We start from the raw sequence: 19,552 nt of genomic DNA on the forward strand, positions 1-19,552 counted from the left end.
GTAAAACTGAAAACAATTAAAACCTAAGTTTGATAAAACACTAAAACGAAACGCAACCAAATCGACCATTCTACATCTAAGAAGAAAACCATATGATGAAACCAAGACACCTACTCGCTGTTTTTATGCTGGCCTGCATAAGTTTTTCCTGTAATAATAATGATGATGACACCACTCAGGAACAAGACGCACAGCAATTACACCGCATGTTTTCCGACATTGAAACTTTAGCTAACAGCCTATCCTGCACCGATGCTTCAAACTGGACTTTTACGGCCTTTGGCAGTAAAGCCTGTGGTGGTCCCGAAGGCTATATCGCATACTCTACCGAAATAGACACCAGGCTTTTTCTTGAAAAAATAAAAGCCTATAATAAGGCTCGTGAAGCTTTTAACATCAAATGGAATATATTCAGCGATTGCAGTATCCCAGCACAACCCAGCGGTGTAAGTTGTGTTAATGGAGAACCGGTACTGGAATATTAAAAAATTAATATATCTTGTTCAAGAAACATGAAATAGTAATAATTAAAATTTCTACTCTTCTACTAAACTGTACTACCTTACTGAAACTATTCACTTAACCTAAATTAAAATAACCTATGAAAATAGTATATGCCCTGCTCTTTAGTTTACTGACATCAACACTATCCGCTCAAGACATTTCAGAAAAAAAGATTGATACAAAAGTCAATGAAGTAACTGTATTCCTGGATGGCGCACAGATTGTAAGACAAAAATCTGTAAACTTATCACGTGGTACCACCGTTTTAAAGTTTATTAATTTATCGCCTTTTATCGATGCCAAAAGTGTACAGGTAAAAGCTCAGGGGGCATTAACAGTCTTAGCTGTTAACCACCAACAGAACTTTCTGGACAAACTGGAAAAATCCGAAGAACTTACAGCGCTGGAAACTCAACTGGAAGACCTTAAAGACAAATTACAATTAGAAAGCACCTATCTCGCTATCATTAAAGACGAACTCTCTTTTTTAGAAGAAAACAAAGATGTAGGCGGAAGAAACGACCAGGTGAGTGTGAACAATCTTCAGCAGGCCTCTAATTTTTACAGCACAAAATTAACTAGCCTGAAACTAAAGGAAATTGAACGTAATAAAACGATTAAAGCCCTGCATAATCAGCGAAGAGATATCCAAAATCAGATAAACACTTTAACCAGCAAAAAGACCTATCCTACCGGAGAAATTTTAGTAAAGGCCGAAGTAAAACAAACAGGCACTTACCCTCTGGAATTAACCTATGTTGTTGGCAATGCCGGCTGGTATCCGTCTTACGATATCCGCGCAAAAAACATAAACGAACCTGTACAACTTATGTATAAGGCCAATGTTAAACAGGACACAAAAGTAGACTGGACTGATGTTAAACTGAAATTCTCTTCGGCAACTCCAAATGTATCTGGTGTAGCTCCGGAATTAGAAACTTATTTTATTAACTACAATACTTTACCTCCGTCTTATAACCGTAACATAAACAGTGTTAATGGTAAGGTTACTGACGCGAATGGAGAGCCACTACCCGGTGTTAATGTTTTAGTGGAAGGCACCACCATAGGAGCAACAACAGATTTTGACGGCCACTATGCCATCACTATCCCTAATAATGCAGGCCAGTTAAGCTTTTCATACCTGGGCTTTCTCTCGAAAACCCAGCCTATAACCTCCGCTGTGATAAATGTCTCTCTGGAAGAGGATACCGTTAGTCTAGATGAAGTTGTAGTCGTTGGTTATGGAAGTAAAAAGAAAGATAATTTAAAAATGTTAAGAAGTAGAGCTACTGGTATTGCTATAACTGAACAATTATCTGATAAAACTGAGCAAAACAGTCAACCTATTCCGGTAGCACAAATTGAAAACCAGACGACAGTAGATTTTGAAATTAAAACGCCGTATACCATCAATTCAGACAATAAAAACTATTCGGTAGATATGGAAAACTACGAGTTACCAGCCTTCTACCAGTATTACAGCGTACCTAAAATAGACAAAGATGCTTTCTTAATCGCCAATATTGTAAACTGGGAGCAATACCATTTACTGGAAGGCGAAGCTAACGTATTCTTCGAAGACACTTATGTAGGAAAAACACTCATGGATGTGCGTTACGCCTCGGATACGCTGGAAATTTCTCTGGGTCGCGATAAAAAGATAACTGTTAACCGTGAGAAAATTAAAGATTATACCTCTAAACAATTTATAGGAAACAAAAAAGAAGAAACACGTGCCTGGAAAACCACGGTTAAAAACAATAAAAACCAAACCATTAATATGATTATTCTGGATCAGGTTCCGGTAGCTACGCTCGAAGAGATTACGGTTAATATTGAAAAACTAACCGGAGGAAAACAAGACCAGGACACCGGAATAATTACATGGGAATTCGAATTAGAACCTAACACAGACAAAATGCTGGAATTGAAATATTCTGTAAAATACCCTAAATCTAAAAACCTGCTTGTGGAATAAAATAACAAGCCTAAAAAAAAAATTAAACCCTGGAATTTTCCAGGGTTTAATTTAAAACGATATTAGCTCTCTTTTAGGAAGTTTATATTAAAGACAGCATCTTAAAATGCTCTTATTTTCTTCGAATAATAGCTGACCATCCGCCTCCTTTTGCCATAATAGCTTCTACGCGATCGATAGGACTTACTTCCAGAGTTTCAATTTTATAGTCTTCTGCAAAGGTATTGGCATTTATGCCATCCTTATACACTGTCATGGTATAGTTGCCGTGTTCCAAAAACGACAAATCAAGCGTTAAATTACGTTCATCCCAATCTGTCATAGCCCCGATATACCAGATATCGCCTTGCTTTCTGGCTACAGCTATGTAATTTCCAACTGAAGCCTCTAACACTTTTGTTTCGTCCCAGGTCGTTGGTATCTGCGTAATAAAATCCACCGTTTCCTGTTCCTCATAATATACAGATGGCGAATCGCACAGCATTTGTAAAGGCGCTTCGTACACTGTGTACATGGCCACCTGATGCGCACGCGTTCCCTGACTCATTGGTCTGTCGAAACTAATCGCGTAATTTACTGCCTGTTTATTAGACATCGCTCCAGGCGTATAATCCATTGGTCCGGCTACCATTCTTATAAATGGTAAGGTTACATTGTGTTCGGGAGTAATCCTATCGCTCCATTTATTGTTTTCACTCCCTTTTACGCCTTCGTAATTAATAACATTAGGATAGGTTCTTCTTAATCCTGAAGGTTTAAACGCTCCGTGAAAATCTACCAGTAATTCCAAATCAGCACATGCTTTCGCAATCGCTTCGTACGAGTTTACCATATACTGATCGTTGCGCTGCATGTAATCGATCTTAATCCCTTTAGCTCCCCAGCTTTTATAAGTTTCCAGAATTTCGGAAAGATTTGCATCCAGAGGTTTCCATAGTACCCAAAGTATAATACCCACTCCTTTTTCCTTTCCGTAGTTAATTAATTCCTGTACATCCATTTCCGGATTAACATTTAAAATATCGGTTGTCGATTTTGTCCAGCCTTCGTCCAGAATCACATATTCGATATTATTTTTTGAAGCAAAATCAATATAATATTTATAAGTCGCTGTATTCAACCCCGATTTAAAATCGACACCATAAATATTGTTATTATTGTACCAGTCCCAGGCTACCTTACCCGGTTTTATCCAATCCGTATTCTTTATAGCTGTTGGTCTTGCCAACTGATACGTTAAATTACTTTCGACCAAAGCACCATCGTCTTTCGCTATAACAAATACACGCCAAGGAAACTCCTGTTTCCCTTTAGTTTTAGCAATATAATCTGCCTCTTTCGTAATGGTCTGTACACGATCGGATGTTCCGTCTTTGTCAACAGCCTCCAAAACATATTTAGGAAACATAGCATTTAAAGTGGTATTACCATTTCCTTTCAAGAACAGTCCCGGATAATCGTGCAATGCCGTTTCGGTAAATAAAACTTTGGCCTGATTGGTAATAAATAATACCGGAAGGCTACAAAACTCATCTGAACTTATAGCATCCAAAGCTGTATCTAAATAATAGCATTCGTTATGGGAATACATGGATTCTTCCTTTGGGAATAGCGATTTTGAATTTGCTGGAAAAGTCAGGTTGACCTGTTCCGAAACAACTTCCCTTATTTGCTTGCTTTCATCTACAAACTGATAGGCTACACCATCGTTGTAAACTCTGAAATTTAACTTATAATCTCCTTTAAAGCTAAGTATCAACTCCCGATATTCATCTTTTATCGTAGCATTTTTATGAGGTACAACCGGAGTAATAAGCTCTGATTCTTCTATTATTTTATGTTTCTTAACCAGTGGATTTACTCCAAAATCCGTTGCTTTAGAAAAATTCATTCCGGCAACAGCCTTTTCAATAACCACTTCATTATCCAGATATGCAACCCAGGAAATGGCTTGGGATATATTGACCTTTAAAGCCAGATGACCATCTGGAGACTCAAGTGTATACTCCTGTGCTTGTATTTTAAAGCCAATTAACAGTAGTACTGCAATAACAAAACATTGGACAGGTTGTAATTTATAAAATCTCATTACTTTATTATTTAGTCGTTTATACTATTTAAAATAAATCAAGGTTTAGTAGCCTGCATCACGTTTTTAATATCGGCTACCTCTAAGGCAAAATCATACATCTGAAGTGAAGACATCTGTCCAGAAAAATGTTCGCCTACATCTGATGCCCCGATAATAATTTTCGCATTTCGGGTTACCGAAGACAGCAACATATTCTGGGCATTATCTAAAACGCCATCAATATAAATTTTCTCAACAACACCATCAAATGTTAACACGATATGGTGCCATTTATTTGCTTCTGGCAGCTGTTTATATGCCATATCAAAATGGCCATCTAAATGTGCTGCTGCACCATAGTGACCGCTATTGTAAACCAAGGCATTATAAGACAACGCCAGATTTAATTCATGACGGTTGCACCAGGATGCCAAAAATTCGCCTTCTTTAGCTATGTCTGGATTTTTTACCCAGGCAGAAACTGTAAAAGCGCCATTCCAAGACAAACTCTCTGGTACCGGCTGGTCTAATACCAAGGCTCCTTTTCTAAAATCTATTACAGTAGCATTGGTTTCTGAATCTTTTACTACAGCGACATCGCCTACTTTTTTAAATACACCTCCCAAACTACCGGCATTAGCAACCTCTGCTAGTTGCTCTCCTGCCTGTAATACTTTGGAATTGACATCTACAAGCTTCGTTTTTGACGCTGGCTTTGCAGGTTCAGCTAGTGATGGCTTATTTGTTAACTGCAATGGGATATCGAATAGTGAACTATACACTTTAACATTCCAGACAGCAGCAAGTAATCCATTTTTCTCTGTTCCTAAAACAGTCAGTTTTAAATATCTTGCGTCTACACTGGAATCATCTATAACCGGACTTCCGGAAGTTCTGTTTTCTGATTTATCGGCATACATTTGCCAGGTGTTTCCATCTATGGAATACTCGATGGTGTACTGGTAATAATAACTGGCAAACTCAAATTGCGTCATAACACGTTTTACCGGTTTTACTTCTTCAAGATCAATTATTACATTTTGTGGAAATGTGTTATCTGCAGCTTTCCACATTGTGGCATTATTTTCATCCGTTGCATAGTGTGCGCCATAATCATATTCCGGAGACTTTAAATGATAACTTGACGATGCACTTGTTTTAGCCTGAAATGCGATATTTTCAGGCACCTGAGACTTAAGACCAAAATCAACGCCTTTATGAGATGGCACTACCTTTTTAATGGTGGAATCGTTTTCAAAAATCATCTCGTCGATACATACCTGTCTGGATAAACCGCCACGAGTCATCGGATAATCATGACGATGGTATACGATATAAGCCTTATCGTCTTCCTGTAATACAGAATGGTGACCTGGCCCATGAACCGTCATATCTTCATTCGTGCTTAATATTGGATTATTCGCTCCGGGAGTAAAAGGACCATAAGGATTATCGGCATACGAATACCTTACATTATACGTTTCATCATGACAAGAAGCCCCGGAATACATTAAAATGTATTTATCTCCTTTTTTCATCATATAAGCGGCTTCAAAAGGCTCGGGCGTTTGCTCTAAAGGAATCTGCTTTGAATGCATCATATCCTTCATCGTGTCTGCGTTCAATTCTCCAACGGCATAACCATTATTATAATGTACCCAGGTACCCCAATAGGCATAAATTTTTCCATCGTCATCTTTAAAAAATTGAGCATCCAGTGAGGGGAATCCCGGATTTGGATAGTTATGGGCAATAACCGGAGTATCATCGGCATTTAATTTTTCCCAAGGCCCAATTGGGCTATCGGAAACATAACCGTAAATATTACAGCCTGCCTGGCAATTTCCAAAATACAGGTAATATTTACCATCATCGCCTGCTATAATATCAGGTGCCCAGTAATTACGCAGGTTCACAGATTCTAAAGATGGAATTTCCATAGTATAATTATACCAATTCTCTAAATCTTTACTGTACCATACTGTAGGGGCTCCAGAAGCCAGCATTTCATTATCCGTAGTGGCATAGATATAATACGTATCTCCAAACTTTTTAATTGTTGGATCGGCATAATACCCAGGTAACACAGGGTTTCCTGCTCCGGGACTATTATTATCGTTTAGTGTATGTATAGAAACATCTGTGGTTTCCATTTCCTTTTGGGCCGTTTTCCCGCATGATGCAAAACACAAAACCAATAGAGCAGCAAAGGCTGATAAACTTTTATTTTTCATTAATATTTAATTAAAAGGTCATTAAAAAACAAAGGCAATTTTAAATTAAAACTGCCTTTGAAAACATAAATACAACCAAATTCTAAAACGTTAACAATCAAAAAAAACGTTTACCAGAATTATACGTTCAAGGAAAGCAGTTACAATTTAATTTGAATAGATTTCTTATTCAATGGAATTTCAAAAGCTTCTCTAACCTGCTTGTATGATAATGTTATCTCTTTATTAACTCTAAGGTATGCCTTAGGTGTAAACTCTGTTGCTGCTGCCAAAGTAAGCGTTAATTCTCCTGTCTTAGTATTGTAAACAATACGTTCAAACTGTCCTGCATCCAGTGTTAGCCACAATTGCTTTGGTGCAAAATAGACCTTAGACTTTGCTGCAGTTGTAATATCCATTTCTACTACATCGCCCTTAACTTCTAAATTTCCGCCAAATGCTAACCAGCCCAGGTCTGCGTCTTTGGTTAAATACGAACTTGTATTTACAGCATACCCGTAAAAACCAGAGCCATAATCTCCAGATAAATAATCGATTCTTAAGGTTGATGGATAAGAGTGAAAAGCTGCCGGACCAAACCCATCTTCAGTAATATTGGATATTCCCCCCAGTAATCCGCCATACCCTACTTTCAACATATATAAATCATCACCTTTCTTTCTATATTGTTCTAATACCGGGATCGCATTTAGGGACGATCCATAGTGATGAATTTGACGTTCCACACGCGACAGTTTTCCGCCATATAGGAAATCCCAGTATCTGCGAGCGTTTCCATTATAAGCCCAGTGTGGCATAGTAGGCATGTAGGCCAAAATAGCATCTATAGTAACGTTGGCTTTCTGTTCGTATCCAAAATAGTCTGACCACATATATACTTCTTCCTGACCTGTAGAGTCCCAAGGCATTTCACTCCCGAACGGATAATGCAATGCTCTCCAGTGGTCGGTGCGTTCTTTCATTCTGGCCTCAAGATCTGTAGCCATTTCTGCGTATTTCTCAAGTTTTAAATCTTTAAGAATATATAAAAACACAGACCCTTCCATTTGTCCGAATTGGGCATAATAAGGCGCTTGTTCCAACATAGCTACAGATGTATGGTATGCCTGTTCTAAATACCAGTCCCAAGTTCTGTTATCTACCAGACCTTCGTTGTAACGCGCTAAACGATACATTACCCAATACGCTGCTGCGACATGAGGATAGTTATATGACCGGTCCGGCTGATCTGCGTGCTCCTTACTCCAGGCCGCCCATGATGAATAATCTATCTTATCGCTATAAGTTCCTTTAGGTAAAGAATCTGGCTCGTAATAAAACACACTGCGTTTTACACCATATTTACGCGGACCATCTTTATACTGAATAGTGCCCCACAAGGTTTTATCTACAAAACGTTCCAGTTTATTTATTTCTGTTTTATCGGGTTGCACCAGCTGTTTCATAATAGCCGCCAACCAGCCTCCTGCTCCACCTTCATCACTTAAACCGGCTACCCAGGCTCTACTATCCTGAGTTAGTTTTTGTTTTGTCTCATAATCATAGCTTATAACTGAAGGGTTTCTGTTAAAAATAGGATCTGGCTCGTCAAACCACTGTTCTGTTGTTAAAAAGTGACCAAAATCCTTTACTACGTCTTCCTCCGACTTAATAACTTTATAATTAATGGTTTGCTTTAAACCGTCTTTATAAGTAACCGTTAAGCGCGCACGTCCCCAATTTTTACCAGATACACTGTACTTATTCACACCTTTAGCTGTTGTGCCTGCTTCCTTAACTTTTAAAGCTCCTTTTGGCTCTATTTCTAAAGCTGCAACATCGCTTTTATAATCTAAAAATAACTGTGCATTTATATCCTTAGGAATCACATAACCAGGCACACTGGTAGTTACTGGTCGGGCTTCATTTTTTAATGTTGTTTGTATGGCTTCTATTCCTTCTGCAAGCGCAAATTTCACAGCAAAACTTTTAGAATCATTTGGTTTTAAAACTAAAGATGTTGGTGTATTCCAAGGGTGTACTCCTTTCCATTCGTTTTCGGCATAGGCTTTAGAATATACCATCCATTCGTGGAAACCTTCAAAAACAATACTTCTCGGTGTTGGATCGTCGTTTAACGGACGATAGGCTTCAAAAGGCATATTCTCTTCTGGCAATACAACCAATGCGGGTCCGTGTCCACTTAAACGCTTCACCTCAAGGTAACCGGCATCCATGCCAATATAAGGGTCGAAAAAGACATTTTGAGCATGTGTTTCATCCAATGACTTCCCCTCTAAAATATTATTAAAGATCATTGGTACACCTAAAGCCCCAATTTCTATGTCTGCAGTCGATGTATTGCTTATTACAAAACGTAATATTAAATCGTTTCCATCACTTTCATAATAGCGTTTTACAGACACAGGAATATCTGCAGGTAAGGTATTAGCTAAATCTGCGGCGGCCAGAACATTACCCGAAGTTTCTATAGGGGTCACTGTTCCTCGCTTTGTTGCTGTCGAATACGATTTCCAAGCGGCTTCACCAGATCTGATTCTTAAATTAATATCTCCTAAATGGTATAACCCATCTTTATCCCTGATTTCAAGTCGGTCGCTAGGCGTAAAATCAAATGCCAGATCTTTAACCGGCCTTAACCAGGCAACGGTTTGAGAAGCCTTTACCAGTTTTAATTGAAACGCTGGTGTATTAAATTTCTGATACACTTCTGCGATACCTAAAGTAGGCTCCCGCTCTTCTATTTTACCCCAATAGCCCTGGGCCTGAACTTGTAACACTGTTACCAAAAACAACACGCAATACCAATATTTCATGTTCTATCTATTTAGTTTTTATTTAAATTCTGTTGAAAATTTCCAATTTGTTTTATAATTCTCCTTAATCGGCAGATCCTGAAGTAAACTTCTTAACAGCTCTACCGGCATCATATTTTCCTGCATGACACGATCATGAAATTGCTTTTCCGTCCATCCTTTGGCCAGCATTTCGTTTCTTAGAGCATAAAACTGTAATCCTCCGGTCATATACGCAACCTGATATAAAGGGGCATCTCCACTGGCAAAAGAACGTCTTACTTCTGCTTCAGCATTAGCGTACTCATGTCCTACTTCATTAACAAGCATGTCAATACATTCCTGAGGTGTCATTTCTCCTAAATGATATTGCAACGAGAAAATAATTCGTGCACAACGATGAATTCGCCAAAATAACATACCCAGTTTTTGCTCCGGAGTCTGTGGAAATTCCTTATTCCATAAATTAATTTCCCAGTACAAAGCCCAGCCTTCCATCCAGAACGGTGTGTCGAAAGCGCGTCTATATGTTTTATGACGACTGTTCATAAAAAACTGAAGGTTATGCCCTGGTAGCAATTCATGCTGAACGGTAGCGCGCGAGAAATTAGGATTATTACCACGCATACTCATTAATTTATCATCCTGAGCCATACCCATTGTAGGATAGGAAATACTAATTTCCCAGCCTCCGGTAAAAAACGGATTTATTTTCTGGCGCTCCGGTGTCATCATAATCATTTGCCAGGTTTCTTTAGCCAGATCCGGAATGGTTATCAAATCGCGCTCTTCTATAAATGCTACTGACTGATTATATAAATTAGTGATCTCTGCCGGCTGATCTCCAACAGGAACATACGTATTCTTAACATGCTCCAATGCCGCTTTCCAGTCTTTACCAAATCCCAGTTCCTGAGACGCTTTAATCATTTCTGCTTTACACCAATCAAACTGCTGCTCTGCCGTTTTTATTAAGGCCTCCGGAGAATACGGAATAAATTCGTACTGTAAACTCTTAATTATCGCCTCTCTACCAATAGGTTTCCCAACAATACCACTTCCGTCATCTTTAACACTCGATTTGCTGTAGTTTGTTTTTAATACGCTTGCATATTCATCTAAAACACCTGCCAATTTTTTATAAGGCTGTTCTACCCACCAGGTAAATTCCGGATCGTAGTCAAAATAAAAACTATAAGCCTCGGCCAGTCCTTTTTTAAAGGAACTCACTATATCCGAGGCCTTTTCTGCAGCTAACCAATCTTTAAATGGCTGTGCCTCTAAAGTTTCCATTTTCAATTTTAAATCCTTGGCTACTTTAGTCATTTCCTCTGCTAATGCTTTGGCATCCGGTCTTTGTCCTCTACGTCTATTACTGATAAACGGATACAGATTTTCCTCAAAATCGGCAACATAGGCCACTTCTTTATACGCCTTATACTCCAAGTTTAAAAAGTAATTAGCCTTATCTATTTCATTTTTCAGTAATACATAATCTACTTTGCCTTGCTGTGAAAGCGATTTAAAATCAATGGCCGCAAGTCTGGATTTCCAAGTACTGTAAAACTTCGAAAATCTATCATAATACTCTTCGGACTCGGTTACATTATAAAATCGCTTCAGCGCCCATTTATCTGCAGAATATTCATCTACTACATCTGGCAATCCTGCAGATTGAGCGTTCAAAACAGAAGTAAATATGCACAGTAAAATAAAGCTGCTTAATACTTTTTTCATGTTATGGTTTGGGTTTGTTTTGTGTTTTTAAATTAAGATCTATTTAAAATTTACATTTAAATACACCGAGTGACGTTCATACGTATTGTAAAACGGTTTAAACGTAACACCATCCAGTGTAAATTCTAAAGTTTCTGGATTTCCGGTAATAGACTCCCCTAAATCTTTTGCATTTAAAGTTACGGTTCTCCAGTCTTTACGTGGTTCTGTTTCCTGCGCCGCCAATAATACAGGCCCATAAAACAAGCTGGCAATATTCTGCTGATCCATTACAGGATCTAAGTGAAACGTAAATGGCATGCGTAATTCTATAGTATCACCATCTTTCCATTTACGAGCCAAAGTTAAATAGGTACCAGGAACAGCATCTACCCTTTCTGTCTTACCATTAATTTTTACAAAAAACCCTTTAGTAGCCCACTGTGGTACGCGCACTTTAATATCGAACTTCCCTTTTCCTTTAACCGTTAAGGTCGTATGGTCTTCATTTGGAAATGCAGTTGTTTGTTTAATAGTCACATTTTTCTCACTCCATTCCAAAGTTGATGGCACATACAGATTTACATATAAGGTTTTATTATCCTTACTTTTAAAATAGATGGAATTCTGAAGTTTCGTACTACTTTCTATCGCTGTGCCGTTACAGCAGGTAAAGCCTTTCATATCTGGATTACCAAAGTGCTTAACCGATGCAGGTCTTAAAGGCACGTGATAAGTATTTGCCGGACTGTCTTCTGCTACAGACGCCAGAATATGATTATACAATCCGCGTTCGTAGTAATCCATTAACTCTGCTCGTGGTTCGTAGAAAAACAGATTACGAGATAACTTTAACATATTGTAGGTTGCACAGGTTTCATTCTGTCCTCCAGCGGATAATCCATTTTCATAGAGAGTTGCTGGCTGTGCAATAAAACATTCTGCATTTGCAGGGTTACGTGCCCCGGCAACACCGCCAATACTATACATGTAATCGTTGGTCGTTTTATACCAGAAGTTATCTGCTATGCGGAAATAGTCTGCATCCTGAGAATCTCTGTACGTTTCCAGAGCGCCCATAACCTGAGGAATATGCTGATTGGCATGCAGCCCTCTAAAAGAATCTACATTTTTAGCCAGGCCATGCGCATGTGACGCATCTCCAAAAAACATTTTAATATTATCGAATAATTGAGCCGTTTTTAAATATTGCTTTTCATCTGTAAGTCGGTAAAGTCTGGCCATAGCTTCATTCATACCTCCAAATTCACCTGCGATATAGCTATTCCACATACTAATTAAAGTAGACGTAGGTAATTGGCTTAATCGGGCATGTACCCAGCCTCCCATACCTTTGGCTATTTCCAATGCTTTTGTATTTCCGCTCACTTCATAGACATCCATTAAGCCTGCTAAAATTTTATGAAGTGTGTAATAAGGCGCCCAGATTTGTGTTTCCTGTCCGCCATACGTTGCGCCATGCTCTAACATGATAAATTGATCTGGCGGATATGCACTAATAAATCCTTTACCCCAGTTCCAGTAATCTGTTCTAATTCCTGCCTCACTTAAATCAGAATCATAAGCTGATTTTCCAGGTCCAAAAGGTACAGCTGTAGGATCTGATACAGAAACACCACCGGCTACTTTAGGCTGACCTGACATTTGTGATAAACTATACAGTGTATTCACCATATAATTCATTTTATCTTCAAATGTTTTCTGAAGGTTTTTGTCGTATCCTGTTCCAGCATAAGCCTGTGCTATTGCCGTTAAATAATGGCCTGTGGCATGTCCTCTTAATTTTGTTTCCTGAGAATCCCAAACTCCTAAAGCTTCGGCACCTTTTGGTTGTTCCTGTCCAAAAGCATTTCTGAACATATATAAGAAAGCATCCGGATTTGTTTCCGCCAGTATCGTTATAAACTTATCGCGATTTTCGATAAACTTTGTAGCCTGACCATGACCATCTGAGTTTAGAGTAACCTGTTCTAAATTAAAAGAAGCTAATTTAAGCTCTGGCGTCTTTTCTGCCTCTGTCGCTTTAACGGTAACCTGAGCTTTAGGCTTTAAATTTGTACCCGGAACATGACCTGTAATCGTATATGTTCCTGCGTTTAAAACTTCACTGTTATCCTTAGGAGCCGGCCATAATACTCTTACTTTTCCATTTTTAATACCGTTACTAAAAACTCCGTTAACATACCGCGGTAAACGTGGCAGGTAACCTACGACAGTCTCAACTTTTACATCCGAAACACCTGTAAGGTATTGGTTATACAGTTGCGGATAAGCTTCCGAAAACTCTGGTAGATTATCATCTGCTTCCTTATGCTCATTGACAACAGTTTCTTCCCCGTGTAACCCATTATAGTGAATTCTTCCAACCTGAGTGGCAGTTAAAGGAATTCGGTAAATTCTAAAATCGTGTAATTGTCCATTCAAAAAAGCAGAATCAGATTGTAACGATTTCCCTAAAAGAACCGTATTATCATTCCCGTTAGCAGCCAGTAATTCATCCAGTTCCAGGTCTACATTCTTAGTCTCTGCAGCTAACTTTCCATTAACATAAGTTTTAAGAGATTTTGAAGGCACATCGATTACCACCACAACGTGATTCCATGAATAAGGCGCTATAACACTGGATTTAGTCTCATAATTTTTACCGGACTCTGTTTGCACTTTGGTCAACAGCCCCTTCTCATTATTAATTCCTAATGGATACACGACAACATGAGAACCTTTGTTTTTTCCAAAGTCTAATAACGGCTGTCCTGCCTCAGCCGATTTTAAATACACCCAGCCAGAAACACTTACAGATTCTTCCCCTGTTACTGCAGCTCCTGGAATTGTAATAAAATTACTGCCGTTCCCTGCCAGTGAAAGTACAGTACCAAACTGTTCATCCTTAACAAAAGTTCCACCACTGCCTTTTAAATCCGCATGTAAATTATTGCGAGACCAGTCTTTAACATCGCCTTCAAACACATACCGTGCGATTAATCCTGTTTCTCCAATGCCATCTAAAATCTGGTCTCCGCTTTGCGCATTTACACTTAAAAAGCTTCCGCCTAAAAAGCCTATCAATGCACAAATAAATACCTTACGTCGTTTCATATTAATGTCTTTAAATCTTATAGTTATTCTAAAATTCTTTTTTTCTTTTAATTATAAACCTCCTTCCAAGAAGGCGGATTAACCCCCATAAGGTGTTTTACAAAAAAGTCTCTTCGTTTACGCTCACCAAAATCGCCTCCTGCAGAATGCCCCATTCCTGGTATGGTTACTAATTCAAAATCTTTATTGGCTTTAATTAGAGCATTGGCAAACTGCATAGTCGAAGCCGGATCTACATTATCGTCTACCTCGCCTAAAATAAGCATTAAATGTCCGCCCATTTGTGACGCATTTTCCACATTGGAGCAGGCAGCATAATGTGGTCCTACAGGGTAGCCCATAAACTGCTCATTCCACCACATTTTATCCATTCGGTTATCATGACATCCACAGGAAGCCACTGCTACGTCGTAAAAATCGGAGTTAAATACTAAAGCTGCTCCTGCATTTTGCCCACCTGCAGACGTACCGTGAATACCTACTTTATCAATGTTCATATAAGGGTATTTCTTAGCCGCAGCTTTCATCCATAATTTTCGATCGGGAAATCCGCCATCTTTTAAATTCTGCCAGCATACATCATGAAATGCCTTAGATCGATTTGAAGTTCCCATACCATCTATTTGTACGACTATAAAGCCTAATTCTGCCAAAGCCGACATCGACCAATAATAGGAATGAAAATCCTTAGGCACAAAAGAGTCATGTGGTCCCGCATAAATGTATTCTATAATTGGGTACTTGCGGTTTGGATCGAATGTAGTAGGTCTTACTATAATACCCCAGATATCGGTTACACCATCTCTCCCCTTGGCGGTAAAGACCTCCGGAGCAATCCAACCGGTATTTTTCAGTTCAGATAAATCTCCGTTTTGAAGTTCCATTACCGTTTTCCCTTTATCTGTAGATTTTAACACTGATACCGGCGCCATATCTACTCTGGAATACTGATCTACGTAATACTTGTAATCTTCTGAAAATGTTAGTTTATGATTTGCATTTTCAGATGTTAATCGTTTAAAGTTTTTTCCATCAAAACCTACACTACAATAGTGTATAAAATACGGATCCTGATCTTTATCCAATCCACTCGCAGTAAAATAAATACGCTTATTTTCCTCATCAACCTTAATTACCTTGCGAACGACCCATTTCCCTTTGGTTAATTGCTTTTTAAGCGTTCCATCGCCATTATACAAGTAAATGTGATTCCACCCATCGCGCTCAGACGTCCATACTATAGAGTTTCCATCAGCAATATCATATCTGTATTTTTTACTGCTGTAGTCAATAAAGGTCGGACTAGATTCATGAATCAGAACATTTACTTTCCCCGTATTGCCATCTACCTCTATAACTTTATAATTCTGATGTCCGCGTTCATTATACTCAAAAGTAAACGCTCTGCTGTCTGCTCTCCAATCTATCTTCGATAATCCATATTGGCTATTAAATTCCTGAGTAGAAACCGGTATATGTTTTTGTGACTCCACTAAAAAAAGTTGCGGACTTTTAAACGGTAACTGATCACCTGGCTTCAGATAATCCCGGGATTGCAATTTAGGCTGAAACTGATCTGAAGGACTGGATTCTACAAAATAAATTTTATGATCTTCTCCTGGTCTGACTTTGTAAGCCATGATTTTCTTTCCATCTGGGGACCACTTAATATGCGTGGAATAAAAATTCCCCTGAGAACCATCGTAGCTCAATTGACTTTCTTTGTTACTGCTTAAATCCTTAATATATAGATTATAATTTTTAATATAGGCCACTTTGCAGGAGTCTGGAGCATTTACCGGCTCACCTTTAGTCTCATCGTAAAAACTCCCCCAGTATCCGTAATCTCTCTCCGATTTATTATCTAAACTATCTATTAAGTTCAGCTTATTATGTGCTGTTTCATAAGACAAACGATACTTTTTATAATTAAACGTAACAGAATCAGATTCTAAATCAACGTTCAACTCTTCCAGTTTTAAAGTTTTTACCGTTTCATTCGCATTTACAAGACTATTGAGTTGTGCAGTCAATTGTATTACATCAAACAGTTCCTGCTGGGTTTTCTCTTCAGCATTTACTATAAGGTATCTATTTCCGTCATTAGTATTATCCACATACCAAAATGAGGTATTACTTATCCAATTAAAAGCTTTTGGAGCATGTTCCACCTTATTATTAAACATGGAATCCACAGCGTTCGCCTTTTTATATTCCATTAAAGACCCCTGGCTAAATCCAATTACATAATTTAAAAGTGTAAAAATTACACTTAATTTTAATCTATACATCTCTCATTAAACTTTGGTTAAATTTAGGTATTATAGGTATCAGACTTATTGGTTTATATTAGCTCGTACTAAGACTATATTACCACATTTACGCCATAAATGTTAAATAACAGATGTTTTTTCACAAAGAATCAAAAAAGACCTTACATTTAAAACAAAAAAAATTAAGATTAGTTTAACACCAAGCATTTAAAAAAATTTGGTTACTGAATCTATATCAAGACTAATCTGATTTTTTCTGTAACAAAAAAGATTGGTTTCAACACATAATTTACAATAGTAATTATAAGGAGTAAACTGAAGGAACATATATTAATCAAAACTAGTAACCCATTGAAAGTATTACCATTCAAAATCCCGAAACCCAAACAAGAAGCCTTAGTTTATCAGGAAGACTTTGGTGAAATTCTATACGATCAGTTACATCAACACGAAGAAATACAGATAAGTTATGTGGTTAAAGGCGCCGGTACTTTAGTTGTAGGTGATACGATAAACGATTATAAAGAAGATGATATATTAATTATTGGTGAAAATATACCACATGTTTTCAGGAGCGATCGGGCTGCATCAGACCATGTTATTATGTATACTTTGTTTTTTACCAAAACGTCCTTTGGTAAGGATTTCTTTCTTTTATCGGATTTAAATGAAGTTGAAGATTTTTTTAAACGGTCAACTTATGGTATGAAGATGAATAAAAATGAAAATAGTCACGAAATCATTAAAATATTCAATGAGCTGAAGCATCAGAACAAAATCAACCAAATCGCTTCCTTATTAACCATTATAGATTTAGTTACGAATTCTGAAACAACCCCGCTTTCCTCGTTTGTTTACAGAAAACGCTATACAGATGACGAAGGTAAACGTATGAGTGCAGTGATTGAACATGCCATGAAATTTTATTACAAATCCATAACACTGGAGGAGGTTGCAGAAATTGCCAATATGAGTAAAAATGCGTTTTGCCGCTATTTTAAAAAGCGGACCAATAAAACCTTTTTTCAGTTTTTAATAGAGGTCCGCATCGAAAATGCCTGCAAATTACTTTTAAATAAAAACAACGAGCATACCATCTCGACCATTTCTGAACTTTGCGGATTTCAGGATATTGCTAATTTCAACAGAAAATTCAAGCAGTTAAAAGGGGTATCTCCATCGGTATTCCGAGCGCAATATTAAAATTGAAATAAGGATTTTCTAATTTGTAACTGCTGCTTATTTGCCCCTTTTACAGGAACCAGATTATAGCTGTTTTTCCCGGAATCCTCAGTCGCTTCTAAATCGGTTTCTATTTCTAACTCTAGCCCGGCATAAGCAAGATATTTGTTATAATCTATAACAGCTACGGTATCTACATAATGCTGCAATTCAGTAAGTGGTTGCCCGGCTATTTCCTGACACGCCTGCCAGAATTCCTCCTTTTTAAACCCTCTTTTTTCTTGTAAATAGTAAGTATTATATAAATAACGCATCACATCGTCCAAAGATTTTTTATTCGCCGTAAGTTGTCTTATCTCCAGATCGAGCAATAAGCCCATTACCGGTCCCTTATTGTAATACGAAATCGTAACATCTTTTGCGTTTTCGTCCCTATTGAAAAAATTTAACCAGATATCGAAACTGGAACGGGACAAGGACATATGATTTTTTCCTTCATAATTTTCGTAACTCGCCATAGATTCACCCAGATATTTTAAGGCTTCCACCCCATCAAGCAAACCGGCACGCAACATTATTAAATACTCGTAATACACGGTTAAACCTTCGGAGACCCATAACATTTCGGTATAATTCTCTTTACTATAATCAAAAGGTCCCAATTCTATAGGTCGAATGGCTTTTACATTATACAAATGAAAATATTCATGGGTGATAAAATTCATAAAATCGGTATACGATTTACCGGAACTAAATAAAAAATCACCATTAGTAAATACCGCCTGAGAATTTAAATGCTCGAGTCCGCCTCCGCCTTGTTCCATCATAATAAAACAATAATTCTCGTAGGGCACATGCCCCATAAGCTCCGTTGTGGTGCTGATTATAGTCTTTACATCAGCCACAAAAGTCTTTTCATCCAGACCTTCTGGTGTAGCTAACCCCATTGTATAAGATTTATTTTCATGCTGAAAAGAAATGACTTTTTGGTTACCGATATAAATGGGACTATCGTATAACACATCAAAATTTTCAGCATAGTAAGTATGCAACTTCGCATCTGTTTGCTTTAAGCCCGTTGAAATTGATGACCAGCTTTTAAATGGTGAAATACTTAGATTTACCGGCAGTTGAATTTGATCCTTTATATGCATAAACATATTCCCCGGCATAACAAATGCTTTAGTATCATCAACCATCGATTCGGCTACCGATTTATCATTGGCAAAATAGCGATAACTTATAATTATGCTTTTCTCTGCTTCATTTTTTATAACCCAACTATTCTTAGATTGTTTAAACCAGCCAAGATCCTGACCTGCTTCATTTTTCACACTAAAATCGACAATATTTTTTGGAGTGTTCAATATTTGATAATAGCCTGGTGACCACACCGGAAGTATAAAGCTGGTTTCTGCAGTTTCTAATTGTTCACAATGCAATTCTACCTCTACATAATGCTTTTCAGGTTCTTTAAAAGAAGCCTTATAATTTAATTTCACCTGGGCAGCACCAGACAAACAGCTTAAACTCAGCAAAACCAGCAAACTTAGCCTTAACGGCAATACAAATAGTTTCATGACATTTTTTCCTTAAAGTAAAACAAATCTTTTTTAATAAAAAAAACCAAAGCTTCAGGTAAATCACCTTCTTCTTTGGTTTTCAATAACTAACTCAAA

The 19,552-nt window shown here is 37.8% G+C and carries 10 protein-coding genes; 3 read left to right on the plus strand and 7 right to left on the minus strand.

Features of this window, described 5'->3' with window-relative positions; genetic code table 11:
- Nucleotides 1–92: 92 nt before the first annotated feature.
- Both I3217_RS04200 and I3217_RS04205 read left to right on the plus strand, forming a co-directional pair.
- The gene (locus tag I3217_RS04200) at nt 93–485 is read left to right on the plus strand and encodes a hypothetical protein (RefSeq protein WP_435048479.1); all 393 of its coding nucleotides are present in this window, start codon (nt 93–95) and stop codon (nt 483–485) included.
- 116 nt (nt 486–601) lie between these two features.
- Nucleotides 602–2,485, plus strand: a complete 1,884-nt coding sequence (locus I3217_RS04205) for a mucoidy inhibitor MuiA family protein (RefSeq protein WP_435048480.1) — start codon at nt 602–604, stop codon at nt 2,483–2,485.
- A gap of 112 nt (nt 2,486–2,597) precedes the next feature.
- Here the strand turns inward: I3217_RS04205 and I3217_RS04210 are convergent, their stop codons facing one another.
- The 6 genes from I3217_RS04210 to I3217_RS04235 form a co-directional block, all read right to left on the minus strand.
- The gene (locus tag I3217_RS04210) at nt 2,598–4,574 is read right to left on the minus strand and encodes a glycoside hydrolase family 97 protein (RefSeq protein WP_435048481.1); all 1,977 of its coding nucleotides are present in this window, start codon (nt 4,572–4,574) and stop codon (nt 2,598–2,600) included.
- Between the two features lie 38 nt (nt 4,575–4,612).
- Nucleotides 4,613–6,790, minus strand: a complete 2,178-nt coding sequence (locus I3217_RS04215) for a family 43 glycosylhydrolase (RefSeq protein WP_435048482.1) — start codon at nt 6,788–6,790, stop codon at nt 4,613–4,615.
- 140 nt (nt 6,791–6,930) lie between these two features.
- Entirely contained in the window at nt 6,931–9,606 is a 2,676-nt protein-coding gene (locus I3217_RS04220; protein ID WP_435048483.1) for a DUF5695 domain-containing protein, read from the minus strand.
- 18 nt (nt 9,607–9,624) lie between these two features.
- Nucleotides 9,625–11,322: a DUF885 family protein gene (locus tag I3217_RS04225; RefSeq protein WP_435048484.1), complete on the minus strand. Its 1,698-nt coding sequence runs from the start codon at nt 11,320–11,322 to the stop codon at nt 9,625–9,627.
- Nucleotides 11,323–11,361: 39 nt separating this feature from the next.
- Complete coding sequence (locus I3217_RS04230; RefSeq protein ID WP_435048485.1) at nt 11,362–14,418, minus strand: beta-L-arabinofuranosidase domain-containing protein; 3,057 nt, start codon at nt 14,416–14,418, stop codon at nt 11,362–11,364.
- Nucleotides 14,419–14,465: 47 nt separating this feature from the next.
- Nucleotides 14,466–16,709 (minus strand): DPP IV N-terminal domain-containing protein, encoded by a 2,244-nt coding sequence (locus tag I3217_RS04235; RefSeq protein ID WP_435048486.1) that lies wholly within the window; start codon nt 16,707–16,709, stop codon nt 14,466–14,468.
- A 333-nt stretch (nt 16,710–17,042) separates the two neighbouring features.
- Here I3217_RS04235 and I3217_RS04240 point away from each other — a divergent pair, with 333 nt between their 5' ends.
- Nucleotides 17,043–17,894, plus strand: coding sequence for an AraC family transcriptional regulator (locus tag I3217_RS04240; protein ID WP_435048487.1), 852 nt, complete (start codon nt 17,043–17,045; stop codon nt 17,892–17,894).
- Here the strand turns inward: I3217_RS04240 and I3217_RS04245 are convergent.
- Nucleotides 17,891–19,453, minus strand: a complete 1,563-nt coding sequence (locus I3217_RS04245) for a M61 family metallopeptidase (RefSeq protein WP_435048488.1) — start codon at nt 19,451–19,453, stop codon at nt 17,891–17,893. The two genes, I3217_RS04240 and I3217_RS04245, sit on opposite strands and share 4 nt — an antisense overlap.
- Between the last annotated feature and the right edge of the window lie 99 nt (nt 19,454–19,552).

The sequence above is a fragment of the Formosa sp. S-31 genome (assembly GCF_051172795.1).
In the GTDB taxonomy this organism is placed as follows: Bacteria; Bacteroidota; Bacteroidia; order Flavobacteriales; family Flavobacteriaceae; genus Formosa.

Coding starts and splice junctions, on each gene's coding strand:
- I3217_RS04230 (WP_435048485.1), bottom strand. CDS start 14,418: ATGAAACGACGTAAGGTATTTATTTGTGCATTGATAGGCTTTTTAGGC.
- I3217_RS04220 (WP_435048483.1), bottom strand. CDS start 9,606: ATGAAATATTGGTATTGCGTGTTGTTTTTGGTAACAGTGTTACAAGTT.
- I3217_RS04205 (WP_435048480.1), top strand. CDS start 602: ATGAAAATAGTATATGCCCTGCTCTTTAGTTTACTGACATCAACACTA.
- I3217_RS04215 (WP_435048482.1), bottom strand. CDS start 6,790: ATGAAAAATAAAAGTTTATCAGCCTTTGCTGCTCTATTGGTTTTGTGT.
- I3217_RS04235 (WP_435048486.1), bottom strand. CDS start 16,709: ATGTATAGATTAAAATTAAGTGTAATTTTTACACTTTTAAATTATGTA.
- I3217_RS04245 (WP_435048488.1), bottom strand. CDS start 19,453: ATGAAACTATTTGTATTGCCGTTAAGGCTAAGTTTGCTGGTTTTGCTG.
- I3217_RS04210 (WP_435048481.1), bottom strand. CDS start 4,574: ATGAGATTTTATAAATTACAACCTGTCCAATGTTTTGTTATTGCAGTA.
- I3217_RS04225 (WP_435048484.1), bottom strand. CDS start 11,322: ATGAAAAAAGTATTAAGCAGCTTTATTTTACTGTGCATATTTACTTCT.
- I3217_RS04200 (WP_435048479.1), top strand. CDS start 93: ATGATGAAACCAAGACACCTACTCGCTGTTTTTATGCTGGCCTGCATA.